Genomic DNA, 13573 nt, shown 5'->3' with positions numbered 1-13573 from the left:
GCGAATCGAGAGCCGAATGTTAGGTAGGTCGCAGCGGAGCCGGGCTCCACAGCCCGCTTCGGGTGGCGGTGCCGAGATCCAGACGCGCTGGCTGGGCGTCGGGATAGAACGGGTTGAGCCGCTGCAGGGCGCCCCAGTCGCGGAACCAGTCGTTGCGCAGATAGCTCGGGACTGTGACCGCGCGGTACAGCAGCTCACTGATGCCGAGCGGGCCGCCGCCGATGTTGTCCATCACCGGCGAGTTGGCTTCGGCGCCGAACCGGTCCGGCAGGATCCGCCACTTCGGCGGTTCGATGACGCCGTATTGGTGGGCGAACGGCCGTTGGCACGGGAATGCCAGTCCGACAAGCCAATCCAGCAGTACCGGATCCTGCGATCCGACTACGTCCTGCAGGCTGCGCAGCTTCGGGATGCGCGGTGGCGTGATGGCGATCCAGTGCTGAGGAGAGAGGTCGTCGTCGGTGGCGACGAGGCGGATGTGGGTGGCGTCGCGCGGGATCGCCGCCAGCGGGGCGCGCAGGTTGCGCCACGCCGGTGCGGCGCCGACGTCGCCGAACAGCACGGTGCCGCCCGACTTGCCTTCGGCGGCCTGTTGGTCGGTCGCCCACTGCACCTGGACCTCGTCCTGGTCGAACCGTCCGGCGGCCGCGACGACCAGCAGCGGGGAAGCGGCCCAGTCGGCGGGCAGCTGGTACCAGGCCGAGCGCAGCACCGCCGGTTGTTGCACACCGGCGCGCCAGCTGCCCATCACCGGGGTGCGGGCCGGGTCGAGGCCGTAGGGCAGCCGGGCCCGGGAGCCGTTGACCCCGGCCGCCACGGTGGTGCCGCCTTCGGTGCCGGCCTCGCTGCTGGTGACCATGCCGTCGCTGTCGACGAAGCTGCCGCCGCCGGGCGGCTCCAGCACCGGGTCGGCCGAGACGTCGGCGGGGATGCCGTCGGGAGTGAAGCCCTGGGCCGTCGTCGCGGCGAGCGCGTCGCCCACCGACACTCCGACGATCGGGGCCAGCGTCCCGGCGTTCGGGTCCTCCTCGACCAGGACATCGTCGGCCAGCCCGCAGGTCTTGCCGGTCACCGCCTGCAGGTTCGAGCGGCCGACCGACCACGCCGGCCACTGCTCGGTCATTCCCAGCGTCAGCGACAGCACCTCGAAGACCACCAACAGCCAGGCCATCGTGGCCAGCGGCGAGCCGACGAAGCGCGACCACCACCGGGTGCGCACGGGGCCGCCGGTGTCACGGCCGGAGAAGTGGAACCAGGCGGCTACGAGTAGGGCGAGCACCGTCAGCCCGAGCAGCATCGTGGTGAAGCCGAAGTGCCATTCGGGGAACTGGTTCGACCACGGCACGCCGAAGTTCGAGACGTACCACCAGCCGTTGACACTGGCGAACGACAGAGCGGTGACGAACAGGACCGCGGCGGCGAAGATCGCCCGGTTTCTTCGGGATCGCAACACATGCGCGGTGACCGCGACCGCGGCCAGCGCACCCAGCGAACCGGCCAGCCCGGCGAACACCCCGAAGTGGTGCGTCCACTTCGTCGGGGTGAACATCATCGCCAGGAACGAGATGATCGTGATCCCGATGATCCGCCTGCTGGGGCCGGCGGCGGTTCCGGGGATGTGCCCGCGACGCAGGATCATCGCCACCGACACCGCCAGCGCGACGAGCAGGGCCAGCACCGCGAACCGTCGCGATACCGAACCATCGGGGCTGGCCATGAACAACCGCTCGTAGCGGATGTGTTCGTCGAACCAGCTCAGGCTGGGGCCGACGGCCGACTTGAGCGCGTTGGCCTGCACCTCGCCGACCAGGGTCTGGTCCCGGAAGATCAGGATGAGCGTGACTGTCCCGGCGGCCAGGATCGGTGCGAGCAGGGGCAGCAGTCCGAACTGCCGGGACCGTCGATGCAGGATCGTGCGCAGCGGGCCGATCGCCACCAGCAGCGCGCCGATCGACGCGATTCCGGTCGGGCCGGAGAACAGCGTCAGCGCCCCGATGATGCAGGCGAACGCGACCGGAAGCAGCCGGCTGGTGGCCACCCCACGCTCGACCGAGCACCAGGTCAGCAGGATGCCCAGCGCGATGATCGGCTCGGGGCGCAGGCCGTTGTTCAGCGGCAGCCAGAACGCCAGGAACATGCCGGCCGCGGTCCAGACGGCGGCGCGGCTGGTCTTGACGGCGTGACCGAGTCGGGGGATCACCTCGCGGCTGATCAGCCACCAGCACACCAGGGCCATGCCGAGGGTCGGCAGCCGCATCCACACGCTCGATGTCGAGACGTGCGCCCACAGTGCCAGCAGGTCGTAATACCAGCCGAACGGTGCTTCCGGCGTGCCGAACCAGCGGTAGTAGTTGGCCATGTAGCCGGCGTGCTCGGATACCCGGGCCATGGTCAGGATGTAGCCGTCGTCGGAGGTGTTGGCGCCGACGAAGTGCCACCAGACCAGGACGGTGAGAACCAATCCGTCCAGTGGGGTGACCGACCACCAGCGTGACGGCAGGAACCGTCGCTGCCGGACACCGTCGGCGCGGTCCATCACGTGCAGCGCGCCGAGGGCGACGATCGTCAGCACCACGCCGAGCACCATCGCCGCCATCTTCAGCGCGGTCGGGGCGCTGCTGTACCGGGTGTCGATGGTGGCGTGAACACTCAGCCCGGGCGGTGCCGGTCCGGATAGATCGGTGAAGATGCCGACGATCTGGGGCCGGAAGTCATAGCCGCTGCGCTCGCCTGTGAGCGGCTTGCCGGGAGCATTGCTGTCGGCGCCCTGGGTGAGGCCGACGAACTCGGCGGTCACCCGGTCGGCGTGCGCGGTGAACGTCAGCTTCTGGCACGCCGGGCTGAGCACCTGGCTCATCGGCGCGACGACGACGGGGGTGTTGCGGACCACGACGACGAGGTCGTTGTTGGCGCGTTGGATCAACATCCCGCGGTCGACGGCCTTGGGTGCCTGCTTGGGGACCGTCGACAGCAGCACCGTCTTGTCGGGACTGTTCAGCCCGGCGGCCGCGCGACACGGCACGTCGATGGTCAAATCGGTTGCCACGTAGCTGATCAGCGGCGCGGTGACGCTGTTCAGCACCCCATTCTGCGGCCAATTCAGCTCTGCGGTGGTTTGCTCGACCGGCAGCAGCGGCGTGAGGATCGCCAGCCCGGCGCCCAACAGACCTGCGATGACAGCGACAAGACGGGCGGTCCGATACTTCGCCCGCGTCTCGTTCACGGAGCTAGATATTAATTGGCGGTCCGAGACGGCCATCGCTACGGATTCCGGATGGCCACTACGAAGGGCCCGATCGTCTTGACGGTGAAGTGCGGTCCGCTGAACAGGCTGACGTCGAAGTCGACGGTGTAGCGCCGCACATTGGGCTGGTTCGGGTAGACGTCCTCGGCCAGCCGCAAGGTGTAGGTGTCATTGGCGCCACGGCGCATCAGGAACACCGTGGGCGGCTGCCACGGCAGGGTGTCGAGCGCGTGGGCCAGCTGGTCGGCGCTCTTCAACTCGGCCCAGGATTCGATGGCCGCCGCGCGCTTGTCGAACTCGGCGAGCGGGTTGGCGTAGTGCGACGTCAGCCCCTGGAACCCGTAGTACGGGTAGTAGGACAGGAAGCTGTAGTCGGCGGTCAGCACGACGGTCTCCTGGCGGGGCCGGCCGGTGATCTTTGCGATGGCGGCGTCGACTTCGGCGTAGTACTTCTCGGCCCCGGGGGGTCGGCGGTCGCCGCGCTGGCCGTAGCCGTCGGTGTCGGTGTAGGCGACGGTCAGATCGGGGCGCAGCACGTCGGGGATGTCCTGGCTGAAGCCGACGGCCCCGATCAGCCCGATGGCCGCGGCGGCTCCGATGACCTTGCGGTTGGTGCGAGTGGCCAGCGCCAGAGTCACGTCGATGAACCCGAACACCCCGGCGGCCGACAGCAGGACGGTGAGGGTGGGCTGCAACCGGAACGACAGCAAGGTGGTGCCGACCAGCGTGGTGAGCATCGACAGCATCGACCAGCCGTAGACGGTCAGCACTCCGATCCCGAGTGCGGCTGCTCTCGTGGACGAGCGGGCCCGCCACACCAGCCAGAGCGTGCCGAGCATGCACAGCGCGCCCAGCAGCGAGAACTGCAGCATCGGGAAGGTGAGGACCGCGCCGTCGGCGGGCAGGTAGTGCTGGGCGCTGCCGGTGTCGCTGAGCGGATGCCGGACGGCGTGCAGCAGGAACGGCAGCCAGGTGATCGCGGCGATGGCCAGTGCGATGACGCCGGCGACCAGGAGTCGCAGCAGCGGTTCGGCGGTGCGTCGCGCGATCGCCACGATCAGACCCATCACCACGACCGTGAACGCGGTGTAGCCGACGAGCAGGGTGTAGAAAGTCGCCGAGACGCCGAGGAACACCCCGACGCCGACGACGGCGGCCCATCCACCGGCCCGGGTCTTGCCGCGCAGTCCCGACCACGCGAGCACCAGGACCGGCGGGATGAGGACGGTGATGATCGCGGCGTAGGGCTCGGGCGAGCTGTAGGCCAAGGTCACCGCGGTGGTGGCAACGGTGACGATCAGTGCGTACTCGAACCGAATCATGGCCGACCACAACGTCATCGCGAGCACGACGGCGATCGCGATCGAGACGATGGCCCACGGCTTCAGCATCTCCCAGCCCGGAGTTCCGGTCAGGGCGGCGATGCGGCCGCCCAGCCAGAACCAGCCTGGCGGATAGAACGGTGGCAGACCGATATAGGTCATGTCGTGCAGTGCCGGGCTCTGCGTGAGCCGGGTCAGGTACTCGGTGCGGAACTGTTGGTCGACGGAGATGCCGAACAGATAGAGGCGGGTCGCGCCCAGTGGCATGCCGAGGGTGACCACCGTGAACGCCGCCAGGAACGCCGCCGCGGCCATCCGGGCGACCCACTCATATCCCCTGCGCCAGAGGAATCCCGTGCCCAGCAGCAGGATCAGGCAGCCCACCTGCCCGACGGTGGTCAGCGCGTGAAGTTGGTTCGACGACGGGAAGGCCGGCCACTGCACCCGCGAGATCGCGATCAGCGCAATGGTCGAAACGGCCACGGCTGCAACGACTGCCGCAACCATCTGGCCCACGGTGGCCAGCGCGCCCTTGGACACCGGGCGGCCTGCTAAATCGGCAGCTTGCGGAAAATGGGGCGCGGGATGTGTCGGATCACCGACATCAGCACCCGCACCTGCCCGGGCGCCCACACCAGGGTTTTGCCCTTGGCCGCGGAGGTGACGGCCAGTTCGGCGACATCTTCGGCGTTCACCGTGAACGGTGCTTCCTTGGCGCCGGTGGCCTTCCAGTGCTCCAGCGTCGTGGTGGTGCGCACTTGGCCGGGGCGGATGACGAGGACGTGAACCCCGTGCTCTTGCAAGGCCTCTCCGAGGCCGAGGTAGAAGCCGTCCAGACCGGCCTTGGTGGATCCGTAGACGAAGTTGTTGCGGCGTACCCGTTCCCCGGCCACCGAGGACATCGCGATGATCTGACCGAAACCCTGGGCGCGCATCTTCTCACCGATCAGCACCCCCACCGAGACCGCCGCGGTGTAGTTGATCTGGGCGCTCAGGACCGCCTTCGACTGATTCTGCCAGAGCTCCTCGGCGTCGCCGAGGATGCCGAACGCGACAATCGCCACGTCGACATCGCCATTGGCCCAGGCCTTTTCGATGACATCCGGGTGGCTCTTGGTGTCCAGTGCATCGAAGTCGAGGTACTCGACCGAGCTGGCGCCTGCGGCCTCCAGCTGGGCGATGGCGGCGTCACGCTTGGGGGCGTTCGGCAGATCGGCCAGGATGATGCGGGCCTTGGCGTTGCGCAGGTAGCGCTTGCAGATGGCGAGGCCGATCTCGGAGGTTCCGCCCAGCAGCAGGATGGTTTGCGGATTGCCAGTGGCGTCGATCATGTCTGTGGGGGATGCCTTTCTACAGCAGTTCGAGTCGGCGGGCCATGTCGGAGGCGAACACGCCGTCCGGATCGGCCTTGCGGCGCAGTGCAATCCACTCGTCGATCCGTGGATACATCTTGTGGAAATTCTCCGCGCTGACGCGCGAGTCCTTCGCGGTGTAGACCCGGCCGCCGAATTCCATTGCACGGCTGTCGAGTTCGTTGAGAAACTCGTTCACTCCGGCCTTCATCGGGAAATCCATCGCGACGTTCCAGCCCGCCATCGGGAAGCTGAGCGGTGCCTTGTTGCCGGGGCCGAACAGCTTGAAGACGTTGAGGGCCGAGTAGTGCCCGCTGGTCTGGATCCACCGGATGATGTCCTTGAACTCGTCCAGGGCGTCCGGTGGAACGAGGAATTGATGCTGCGCGAAACCTGCTGGGCCATAAGCATTGTTCCAGCCGCTGACCAGGTCGAGCATGTGGTAGAACTGCGACAGGTTCATGATCTTGCCCTGGTAGGTGCCACCCAGGCGGTAGTACACCTCGCCGATCGCGCTGAACGACAGCTTGTTCATGGCGCTGATCGGGAAGATGTCGGGCACCGTCAACAGCTGCGGCGCGTCGAACTTCAGCGGATCTTTGGCGAGCTTCGCGGGCAACTGGTCCAGCTTGGCCAGGCTGCCCCGGCTGACCGCGGCCCGGCCCAGTTTGGGCGGCGGACTGATCAGGTCGAACCACGCGCTCGAGTAGGTGTACTTGTCCTCGCTGCCGTCCAGATGCACGGCGATGGTCTCGTCCAGGTTTGCGGTACTCACGCCGTCGGCGATGAAATACGCGGTCTCGGTCCGGGTCATCGCGATTCGTGCGCGAATCACGATGCCCGTCAAGCCATTTCCGCCGACCGTGGCCCAGAACAGCGCGCTTTCGGGGCCGTCCGGCGTCAGGGTGTGCACTTCGCCGTCGGCCATCAGCAGGTCCAGCGACAGCACGTGGTTGCCGAAACTGCCTGCGCTGTGGTGATTTTTGCCGTGGATGTCAGATCCGATGGCGCCGCCCACGGTGACCTGACGGGTGCCCGGAAGGACCGGCACCCACAGGCCGAACGGCAGCGCGGCCTTCATCAGCTGATCCAGGCTCACCCCGGCATCCACATCGGCCACCGCGGTGTCGGCGGACAGCGAGTGAATCCGATTCAGCCGGGTCATGTCGACGATGATTCCGCCGCCGTTGCAGGCCTGGTCTCCATACGAACGGCCCAGCCCGCGCGCCACGATGCCGCGGCGCAGGTACGACGGGCTGGCGGAATCAGCGTCGGCGACCTGCCGGACGGCGTCGGCGATCACCTCCACGTCGGGAGTGGAGAGCACCTGTGCCACGCTCGGCGCAGTTCGGCCGAATCCGGTCAGGGAACGCGGCGTGAGGGGAAGTGCGGTAGCCATATCAGTGCCAAAGGTTACCCGGCCCCATTACTTCAACCGGAATATCACTGCTCGCTGCACCACGAAGTTGATGACTGTGGCGGTGCCCTGCGCGATGACGAAGGCCACCGGCACCTGCCAGGAATGGCCGGCGAACTTCAGATAGAACAGGTAATTGATGCCCACCTGCACCGCATAAGTGAGGGCGTAGAGGACGACCACCGCGACGAAGCGGGCGGTGCTCGGCGGCGCCTGGAAGGTCCACCGGCGGTTGATCAGGTAGGCCGTGGTGGTGCCGGCGATGAAGCTCAGCGTCTTGGCGACATTGACCTGCAGGCCGAGCTTGAGGAACAGCACGTACAGCCCGAAGTCGACAACGGCCGACAGCCCGCCGGTGACGATGAAGCGCACCATCTGGGTCTTGAGGCTCAGGGACGCCGTCGGGGCTGATTCGGCCACGCCGGAAGCTTACTGATCACCCGGGTCGCTTCGCTCCTGCCCGCCGGTCCGATTCCCCGGGTCGCTTCGCTCCTGCCCGCCGGTGAGTGCACCATGGTGGTGTGCAGGATCTGGTTGAGGCGTGGGCCGCACTGCTGTCCCGGTATACCGACGACCCGGCCGTGGCTGAGGTGGGCCGCGACCTGGTGGCGTCCTGGTCCGAAGCGCACCGCCGCTACCACTCCGTCGAGCACCTGCGGGACATCCTCCGCCATGTCGAGGAGCTGGCCGGATTCGCCGACGACCCGGACGCTGTGCGGCTCGCGGCCTGGTACCACGACGCGGTCTACGCCGGGCTACCCGACGACGAGGAACGTAGCGCCCAGCTCGCCGAGCAGGACCTGTCCCGCCTGGGCGTGCAGCCGCAGCTGGTCGACGAGGTGGCCCGGCTGATTCGGCTGACGATCACGCACGATCCCGCGCCGGGCGACCACAACGGCGAGGTGCTCTCCGATGCCGACCTGGCGGCGTTGGCGGTGCCGAGGGACCGCTACGAGCGCAACACCGCGGCGATTCAGGCCGAATACAGCCATGTCCCCACCGAGGTCTTCCGTCGGGGCCGGGTGCAGGTGCTGGTGGCACTGCTGGGCGGGCCGGGCGTTTTCCGCACCGAGTACGCCCGCCGCGAGTGGGAGACATTGGCCCAGGGCAATCTGCGGGCCGAACTGGCGACGTTGACGGGTTGAGCCGGGCATCGGCACTGGTAGTGACGCCCGACCTTCACCGAAGGCCGTTCGACCCTATGGCCGGGCGTGGTCCGCGGCGGAAGATCTGCCCATGACAGTCGAACAGGATCCGATCGTGGTACTCAGCGACCACGAGAGTTGGGATCGCCTGAAGAGCGCTGCGCTGGGGCGCCTGGTCACGCAGATCGGCGATCAGCTGGAGATCTTCCCGGTCAACTTCGTGACGCAGAACCACACGGTGCTGTTCCGGACCGCCGAGGGCACCAAGCTTTTCAGCACGGTGATGAACGACAAGGTGCTCTTCGAAGTCGACGACCACACCGTCTCGGAGGGCTGGAGCGTCATCATCCGCGGCACCGCGCAGGTGCTGACCGCGGCCGACGACATCCACGAAGCCGAGAGCGCGCAGCTGCTGCCCTGGGTCGCCACCGAGAAGCTGCGGTTCGTGCGCATCACCCCGAATGAGGTGTCCGGCAGGCGCTTTGTCTTCGGGCCGGAGCCCGACCGGGGGTCCTACCCCGGCTAGAACGGTGGCGGCCGGTTGCGTTCGGCGACGCGGGCGTCGTTGAGTGTGCGTTCGGTTGTGATGCGGTGGGCGCGTTGGGTGGCCCGTGTTTGTCGTCGGGTGGGCATCATGATGCCGATGGTGGGTGGGGGTTCGCCTTTCGGCGGTGGCAGGGTGGCGGTGGTGGTGTTCCAGGTGGGCATGAGAAGCCGGCAGCCGGGGCGGGTGGTGTAGGTGTGCCCGGTGGGTGAGGTCCAGTCGATGGTGCCGTCGGGGTGTTGACGATCTGACCAGCCGGCCCAAAAAGTCTTGAGCAAGTGGTGTTTTCGGCACATGCACGCAAGGTTCGACGGGTGGGTGGGTCCGAACGGCCAGGCGATGGTGTGGTCGACGTCGCAGTACTCGGCGGGCACATCGCAATTCGGGAACCGGCAGGTCATGTCGCGCAGCCGAACCCATTCATCGAGGGCGGTCGACGGCCGGTACTGGGGTTCGGGCTCGTCCTTGGGGCGGCGCAGATGACGCACCGCCGCCCCGGCGCGGACGAGTTCGGCCAGCAGTGGGGCGGGCACAATGCCCCGGTTACCGGTCAGCACTGCGCTGGCCGCCCGCCGCGGTTCGGGGTCGGTATCGGGTTTTTCGCCGTGCATCCCCGGATCCGGTTCGGCGTCAATCACATCGGCGTCGGCGAGCACGTGCACCACCACGCAGGCAGCCCGGTCGTCCTCGCCGGCGGCGGGGCAGTCCGGGTTGCCGCACAGGCAGGCCAGCCGATCTCCGCCGGCGCCCAGCACACCCATGGCGTCAGCGCGGCGCTGGGCGATGGTGCGCGGATCGTCCTCGCACACCGAATATGCGATCCGGGTCAACCGGCGTCGCACGATCTCACCGTCGGTGGCGGAGAGTCGCCCGTAGATGTCGGCCGTCCCGGCCCCGGCGTCAACGGTGATCACGACGTCACGTTCGCGTGATCGTGAGCGCACCTGGCGCACCGCGCCCGGGTCATAGCGATCCACCCAGGAGTCGATAGCGCGTTGCAGCTTCAGTGTCGACAGCGCACCCCAGGTTGTCGCGTCCTCGGCGATCGCCTTGTCCACCAACCGCAACGCGACCCGGTCTCGGATCAAATCGGTGCGATCGGTGATCGCCGCACACACCCGGTAACTCAACGCGCCCGCCAGGAAGAGCTCGGCCACCCGAGGCAGCCGATGCCGCAGCGACATCGCCATCAGCATCTCGCCCGAAGCCCGACCCGACGTGGTCCCGAGCGCCGCCGACACCTCGGCTACCGCGGAGTCCCATTCGTCGCAGGCCCAGTGGGCTCGCTCGTCATCAGCGCAGCGCCGCGCCACCAGCTCCCCGATCCAGGCCAGGCGTCGCGCCGCGTCCTGGTTCTCGGCTCGCGCGAAGTCGACGATGGCCTCCACCACCGCCGCATCGCCAGCGGACCTGGTGTCGAACATGTGTTCGATTATGCCATCGGCCCCCGACAAGCAGTTAGACCCAGTACGGCACCCGGGCGCGGTACTGCCGCAGTGCGAACGCCGCCAGCAGCCAGCCGAGGATCGTCAGCCCGATCACGACCGCCCAGTGCCGCAGGTGCTGGTCGGCGCCCAGCAGAGGCGCGCGCAGGATGTCGAGGTAGTGCAGCAGCGGGTTGAGTTCGATGATCTTGGCCCAGCGGCCGGCGCCCTGCTGCTGCAGAGTGTTGTCGTTCCAGATGATCGGCGTCATGAAGAACAGCAGTTGCACGATCGAGAACAGCAGCGGGCCGATGTCGCGGTAGCGGGTCGCCAGGATGCCGAAGCAGAACGACACCCACACGCAGTTCAGCATGATCAGCAGCAGCGCCGGGATCGCCGACAGGTCGGCCCAGGACCACGGTTTCGGGAAGATCATCGCGATCACCACATAGATCACGATGTTGTGCCCGAACAGGATCATCTGCCGCCACACCAGCCGGTAGACGTGCACGCTCAGCGGCGTCGGCAGCTGTTTGATCAACCCTTCGTTGGCGATGAACACATCGGCGCCCTCGAGGATCGCGGCGTTGATCATGTTCCAGATGATCAGGCCGAGCGTCACATACGGCAGATGCTCGGACAGCTTGAGGTGGAACAGCTGTGAGTACAACCCGCCCATCGCGACCGCGGTGGTACCTGTCGCGATCGTGATCCAGAACGGGCCGAGCACCGAGCGGCGGTACTTCTGCTTGATGTCCTGCCAGCCGAGGTGCAGCCACAGTTCGCGCTTGCGGAACCCGTCGAGCAGGTCACCCCACGCGCGGGTGAAGGTCTTCGACTGCGCGGCGGCGTCGACGATCGTCATCTGGTGAACCTTTCCTGCCTACCCAAGCGCCGCAACCGAATCCATTCGGCGAAGCCGTTCGGATCGCGGCGCTGGACCAAGAAAAACCAGCCGAACCGCACCCACTCCTGCGGCACCAGCTTGCGCATACCGCGCTGTGCCTGCAGATAACCGCGGTTGCGATAGGTGAAGAACCGCTTAGTCGGGTCGTCCGGATATTGGGTGTGCATCTTCCCGCCGAGGATCGGCTTGAACTCGTCGCTGCCCTGAGGGTGCAGGTAGCTGGTCTTCAGGCAGGTGCCGAACGGCAGACCTGAGAGCACCAGCCTGCGGTGCATGTCGACCTCGTCGCCGCGGATGAAGAGCCGAATATCAGGTATGCCAACAGCTTCCAGCGTCTGCGCCCGAAAAAGCGCCCCATTGAACAGCGACGCTATGCCTGGCAGCAGGTCGTCGCCACCCGATTCCGAGCCCAGCTCCGAGACACGGCGCCGCCACACCAGGCCACGCCGCAAGGGGAAGGCGAGCCGATCCGGGTCGTCGAGATCGCACACCATCGGCGACACCTCGGCCAGCTGATGGCGCGCGGCGCAGTCCAGTAGCGTCGCCAGCACCGCGGAGTCCTTGGGCCGGCCGTCGTCGTCGGCCAGCCACACCCAGTCCGCACCCAACGACAGTGCGTGCAGCATGCCGAACGCGAATCCTCCTGCGCCACCGAGGTTTCGGCGGGATCCCAGATAGGTGGTCGGCACGGGCTGTCCGGCGACGAGGTCGCGCACCCGCTCGTCGTTGTCGTTGTCGACGACGATCAGATGGTCGACCATCCGGGTCTGGGTGGTCAACACACCCAGCGATTTGGCGAGTTCGTCGAGGCGGCGGTGAGTGACGACGACGGCGCACACCAGGTCGGTCACGGGGTGGCGACCCCGTCGGACCAATCGGACTTGTGCTCGACCAACACTTCCCGCACATGCCGGGCCGCGTCCTCGCCCTCGTACGCTCGCACGACGTCTTCGATGCCGCCGGACATCTTGATGGTGCCGTGGTCGATCCACATCGCGGTCTTGCACAGCCGCGCAAGGAATTCGTTGGAATGGCTGGCGAACACCAGGATTCCGGACCGCTCGACCAGACGTTGCAGCCGGGTCTGAGCCTTCTTCAGGAAGTCTGCGTCGACCGCGCCGATGCCCTCATCGAGCAGCAGGATCTCGGGATCGATGCTGGTGACCACGCCCATGGCCAGTCGCACCCGCATGCCGGTGGAGTAGGTGCGCAGCGGCATCGACAGGTATTCGCCGAGTTCGGTGAACTCGGCGATCTCGTCGACCTTGGCCATCATCTGCTTGCGGGTCTGCCCCAGGAACAGCCCGCGGATGATGATGTTCTCGAAGCCGGAGATCTCCGGATCCATCCCGACGCCGAGGTCGAACACCGGCGCGACGCGCCCGCGGACCGTGGCCGACCCGCGGGTCGGTTCGTAGATCCCGGACAGCAACCGCAGCAGCGTGGATTTGCCCGCGCCGTTGTGGCCGACGAGGCCGACGCGGTCGCCCATCTTCAGCGACAACGTGATGTCCCGCAGCGCCTCGATCACGACGACGTTCTCGGTGTTGCGCCCGATAGCGCCGCCGGCGGCGCCGAGGAAGGTCTTTTTCAGCGACCGCGTCTTGGCGTCGAAGATCGGAAACTCAACCCAGGCGTCGCGGGTTTCGATGTAGGGGTCGTCGGCAGGCACCGGGGTCTCGGCTAGAGGTACTGCCCGGTGCCGTGACCGGGGACTCCGGGCGGGCCGGGCTGTGCGATGCCGGGCGGCAGGGCTCCCTGGCGCATGTGCTCCAGCTGCGCGCGCGCCGCCATCTGCTGGGCGAACAGCGCGGTCTGGATTCCGTGGAACAGGCCCTCCAGCCAGCCAACCAGCTGAGCCTGGGCGATGCGCAGCTCGGCATCGGACGGGATGCTGTCGTCGGTGAACGGCAAGGCGAGCCGCTCGAGCTCTTCGCGCAGCTCCGGGGCCAAGCCGTCTTCGAGTTCGCGGATCGAGGTCGCGTGGATCTCGCGCAGCCGGCTGCGGCTGGCGTCGTCCAGCGGTGCGGCGCGCACCTCTTCGAGCAGCTGCTTGATCATCGTGCCGATGCGCATCACCTTGGCCGGCTGCTCCACCAGGTCGGTCACGGAGCGACCGTCGGCGTCGGCGTCGCCCCCGTCGGCACCGGTGATGATCTCGATGTTGTCGTCGTCTGTGTTCGTCGTCATGGAGTGAGCATTCCCTCGTCGCCCATTG

Annotated in this window: 12 protein-coding genes; 2 read left to right on the top strand and 10 right to left on the bottom strand. The window is 67.3% G+C overall.

Annotated features, from left to right (window positions below; all coding sequences use genetic code 11):
* Window positions 1-19: 19 nt before the first annotated feature.
* The 5 genes from D3H54_RS28575 to D3H54_RS28555 are packed head-to-tail and all read right to left on the bottom strand — an operon-like array spanning window position 20 to window position 7710.
* Window positions 20-3259: an arabinosyltransferase domain-containing protein gene (locus tag D3H54_RS28575; RefSeq protein WP_149383048.1), complete on the bottom strand. Its 3240-nt coding sequence runs from the start codon at window positions 3257-3259 to the stop codon at window positions 20-22.
* 2 nt (window positions 3260-3261) lie between these two features.
* Window positions 3262-5073 (bottom strand): galactan 5-O-arabinofuranosyltransferase, encoded by a 1812-nt coding sequence (locus tag D3H54_RS28570; RefSeq protein WP_149383805.1) that lies wholly within the window; start codon window positions 5071-5073, stop codon window positions 3262-3264.
* Between the two features lie 44 nt (window positions 5074-5117).
* The gene (gene dprE2, locus D3H54_RS28565) at window positions 5118-5897 is read right to left on the bottom strand and encodes a decaprenylphospho-beta-D-erythro-pentofuranosid-2-ulose 2-reductase (RefSeq protein WP_149383047.1); all 780 of its coding nucleotides are present in this window, start codon (window positions 5895-5897) and stop codon (window positions 5118-5120) included.
* Between the two features lie 19 nt (window positions 5898-5916).
* Window positions 5917-7317, bottom strand: coding sequence for a decaprenylphosphoryl-beta-D-ribose oxidase (gene dprE1 / locus D3H54_RS28560; protein ID WP_149383046.1), 1401 nt, complete (start codon window positions 7315-7317; stop codon window positions 5917-5919).
* Between the two features lie 27 nt (window positions 7318-7344).
* Window positions 7345-7710: a GtrA family protein gene (locus tag D3H54_RS28555; RefSeq protein WP_149383804.1), complete on the bottom strand. Its 366-nt coding sequence runs from the start codon at window positions 7708-7710 to the stop codon at window positions 7345-7347.
* 146 nt (window positions 7711-7856) lie between these two features.
* On the opposite strand from D3H54_RS28555, the gene D3H54_RS28550 reads away from it, so the two are divergent.
* Entirely contained in the window at window positions 7857-8480 is a 624-nt protein-coding gene (locus D3H54_RS28550) for an HD domain-containing protein (protein WP_149383045.1), read from the top strand.
* Between the two features lie 91 nt (window positions 8481-8571).
* On the top strand, window positions 8572-9006 hold the full coding sequence (locus tag D3H54_RS28545) for a pyridoxamine 5'-phosphate oxidase family protein (RefSeq protein WP_149383044.1): 435 nt from the start codon (window positions 8572-8574) through the stop codon (window positions 9004-9006).
* On the opposite strand, the gene D3H54_RS28540 is transcribed toward D3H54_RS28545, so the two are convergent.
* From D3H54_RS28540 to D3H54_RS28520, 5 genes are read right to left on the bottom strand one after another with little or no spacing between them, the layout of a single operon-like run.
* Window positions 9003-10448: an HNH endonuclease signature motif containing protein gene (locus D3H54_RS28540; RefSeq protein ID WP_149383043.1), complete on the bottom strand. Its 1446-nt coding sequence runs from the start codon at window positions 10446-10448 to the stop codon at window positions 9003-9005. The genes D3H54_RS28545 and D3H54_RS28540 overlap by 4 nt on opposite strands.
* A 34-nt stretch (window positions 10449-10482) precedes the next feature.
* Window positions 10483-11313 carry a galactan export ABC transporter permease subunit Wzm/RfbD gene (gene wzm / locus D3H54_RS28535; protein ID WP_149383042.1) on the bottom strand — a complete coding sequence of 277 codons (831 nt, stop codon included), beginning with the start codon at window positions 11311-11313 and terminating at the stop codon, window positions 10483-10485.
* Window positions 11310-12206 (bottom strand): galactofuranosyltransferase GlfT1, encoded by an 897-nt coding sequence (gene glfT1, locus D3H54_RS28530; protein ID WP_149383041.1) that lies wholly within the window; start codon window positions 12204-12206, stop codon window positions 11310-11312. The genes wzm and glfT1 overlap by 4 nt, the downstream gene beginning before the upstream one ends.
* Window positions 12203-13027 (bottom strand): galactan export ABC transporter ATP-binding subunit Wzt/RfbE, encoded by an 825-nt coding sequence (gene wzt / locus D3H54_RS28525; protein ID WP_149383040.1) that lies wholly within the window; start codon window positions 13025-13027, stop codon window positions 12203-12205. The genes glfT1 and wzt overlap by 4 nt, the downstream gene beginning before the upstream one ends.
* Window positions 13028-13038: 11 nt before the next feature.
* A complete protein-coding gene (locus D3H54_RS28520) occupies window positions 13039-13545 on the bottom strand; it encodes a bacterial proteasome activator family protein (protein WP_149383039.1) in 507 nt (168 codons plus the stop codon).
* Window positions 13546-13573: the final 28 nt, after the last annotated feature.

The sequence above is a fragment of the Mycobacterium sp. ELW1 genome (assembly GCF_008329905.1).
In the GTDB taxonomy this organism is placed as follows: Bacteria; Actinomycetota; Actinomycetes; order Mycobacteriales; family Mycobacteriaceae; genus Mycobacterium.
The sequence above is the reverse complement of the archived record's forward strand: the minus strand, read 5'-3'. Positions and strand labels throughout refer to the sequence as shown.

Bases quoted from the DNA above. Each gene is read 5' to 3' on its own strand.
- D3H54_RS28540 (WP_149383043.1), bottom strand. From the start codon at position 10,448: ATGTTCGACACCAGGTCCGCTGGCGATGCGGCGGTGGTGGAGGCCATC.
- wzm (WP_149383042.1), bottom strand. From the start codon at position 11,313: ATGACGATCGTCGACGCCGCCGCGCAGTCGAAGACCTTCACCCGCGCG.
- D3H54_RS28555 (WP_149383804.1), bottom strand. From the start codon at position 7,710: ATGGTGCGCTTCATCGTCACCGGCGGGCTGTCGGCCGTTGTCGACTTC.
- D3H54_RS28545 (WP_149383044.1), top strand. From the start codon at position 8,572: ATGACAGTCGAACAGGATCCGATCGTGGTACTCAGCGACCACGAGAGT.
- D3H54_RS28520 (WP_149383039.1), bottom strand. From the start codon at position 13,545: ATGACGACGAACACAGACGACGACAACATCGAGATCATCACCGGTGCC.
- dprE1 (WP_149383046.1), bottom strand. From the start codon at position 7,317: ATGGCTACCGCACTTCCCCTCACGCCGCGTTCCCTGACCGGATTCGGC.
- D3H54_RS28575 (WP_149383048.1), bottom strand. From the start codon at position 3,259: ATGGCCGTCTCGGACCGCCAATTAATATCTAGCTCCGTGAACGAGACG.
- D3H54_RS28570 (WP_149383805.1), bottom strand. From the start codon at position 5,073: ATGGTTGCGGCAGTCGTTGCAGCCGTGGCCGTTTCGACCATTGCGCTG.
- dprE2 (WP_149383047.1), bottom strand. From the start codon at position 5,897: ATGATCGACGCCACTGGCAATCCGCAAACCATCCTGCTGCTGGGCGGA.